Annotated in this window: 1 protein-coding gene; it reads right to left on the reverse strand. The window is 43.6% G+C overall.

What is annotated here, in order from left to right; all coding sequences use genetic code 11:
• Window positions 1-660: 660 nt before the first annotated feature.
• Window positions 661-2,292, reverse strand: a complete 1,632-nt coding sequence (locus RMO35_RS15350) for a radical SAM protein (RefSeq protein ID WP_309742198.1) — start codon at window positions 2,290-2,292, stop codon at window positions 661-663.
• Between the last annotated feature and the right edge of the window lie 149 nt (window positions 2,293-2,441).

The following is a 2,441-nucleotide window of genomic DNA, read 5'->3' on the forward strand; positions in this document are numbered from 1 at the left end:
AAGTGGGAAGTATTCGACAACCAGATCAAGCAGAAGTTACTTAAGTTGGTAAATCCTACGGATAGTTATTAGATTTAATCGATCGTTGATTCAGGGTAGGGGCAATTCATGAATTGCCCCTACCCTGAGTTTTCATTAATGGTAATAAGTCTGAAACCTATATAGTGGTCAGTGTCCACCTTACCATCTATTATCCTGCCCACCCTATGAATTAATCTAAATCTAAATTAATAAAAGAGTAATTTGTTGCTTTTTTGTGGTTGTTAAAATGACTATGCGATCTCAAAATTAAACTGGCATCTTTATAAAACCGGAGATAGTAACAGTAAGAATAATCAGGTGTTGGGTGACTAATTTTTTCTGAAACGTATAGTCCATCATATCTCAACATAAGAATAGTCTAAATTAGAGAATTGTGCAGAGTAGAAAAAACGTAGGGTGGGCATTGCCCACAGACCATTTAGAGCCGTAGCAAAAAGAATTTCAACTGTTTGATTCGATTACCTACGGTACGCTACGCGAACGAGTAATCTCTTCACGAATCGATCGACATTAAATACCCAAATGTTTTGTTAAATCGAAAATGGTGTTGGTGGGCATTGCCCACCCTACAAATTAATAGTTATAGTGGTTTAACCGCAATCATTCATCGTCATGGGGCTAAATACTTACAACAGTTTTGGGGGTAGAGAATTGTGATGTTGCTGATTCTAAATGTTTAATTAGAGTCGGTTGTGGTAATGGCCCAATAATATGACTCCACGGTAAGACTCGATCGATCTCCCAAGTTTGATGGACGTAGAAATCCAGCTCTGGAACCTGCCCTCGTAGTTCCTTAAATGCACGGCGAAAACTCCCGATCGAATCCCCGTAATTGCGGGTAAGTTCGAGTAGCTGAGATAACCTGCGATCGCCTCTAGAAATTATCGCTTGAATTACCGACCAATTATAACTTTCAGGACGAAATTCGATCCCGTTCGGGGTCAGTTGTTTTTGGAGTAATTTCAATCTCTTATCGGCTTCTTTATTCACTCCAAACCATTGAAATGGCGTGTGTGCTTTGGGCACGAAAGTACTGCACCCAAAGGTTAGGCGTAAGCCGGGGACAGCTTTTTTGAGCGATCGCAACATTGTCACCGTCTCATTGATATCACTATTTTCTTCACCTGGAATTCCCGCCATTCCATATAGCTTTAACCCTTTCAAGCCTCCGGCTTTTGCATTAGCCGCAGCTTGAAATATTTCATCGGTTTCGAGCTTTTTATTGACAATCTTTCTGATTTTTTCCGAACCGCTTTCAACGGCGATCGTGAGTGATTTACTATCGCGTTGGGATAAGATTTCAGCTAGTCGCACGGTGACGGTATTGGTGCGGACTGAGGATACACTCAAGCGGACATCATCATACTTAGGTTGAGCGAGATGTTCTAGTAATGCGGGGAACTCTGGATGTTGTGTCACAGATGCGCCGAGTAAGCCCAAGCGATTGGTGACTTGTAAGCCATTATCGATCGCGGGAATTAGGGATTCTTCGACACTGGCAACGCGAAAAGGTAGAGTTAGGTAGCTTGCCAAACAAAACCGACACATTTCGGGGCAACTGCGGACGACTTCGACCATAAAAATACTTTCCCAGGCGGCTTTCTCAGTGACGACGCTGGAGGCAGAAAGGGTATTGCCACGATAGGTTTGTTTGGTAATAGTTGTGGGGATATTACTATCGATCGGCAAAATACTAGTAATTAAATTTTCAGCATATTCAACCCGATATAAACTAGGAATATAAATTCCGGGTACTTGCGCTAAATGCTTGAGCTTGGTGATTCGATCTGCTGTGCGAACTTCTTGATAAGCAGTGATAAAGTTACCTAATAAATCTTCCCCATCACCGACTAAAACAACATCAAAGAAATCCGCAAATGGTTCGGGATTAGCGCTAAGAACTGGCCCCCCGCCGAATATTAAGGGATCGTTATCGCCGCGATCGCTACTCCGTAGTGGTATTTCTAATAACTCTAATAAATTGAGAATATTGACATAATCTAATTCCCAAGATAGCGAAAATCCGACCAGTTCGGGCGATCGCGGTAAGGACTCGCGGACATCTGTAAATAACCGATAAATATCCACATCCGATCGCATGGCTAAAGTCGCCCACACCACCTGATACCCCAAGCTAGTGATGCCGACTGTATATGTATTCGGAAAAGCAAAGATCGTCGGAATTGCATCTCGTGCTGGCGATGCTGGCGTGAATAGCAGGTGTTCGGAGTCGAAGACGGAATTGGACACGGTATATGAGTTGGGAGATGGGAGATGGGAGTTGGGAGGTGGGAGATGGGAGATGGGAGATGGGAGATGGGATGTGGGGGATGGGAGATGGGAGATGGGAGTTGGGAGTTGGGAGGTGGGAGATAAGAAAGCAGGAGGGAGGGTTTGAG

The organism is Chamaesiphon sp. OTE_20_metabat_361, assembly GCF_031364565.1.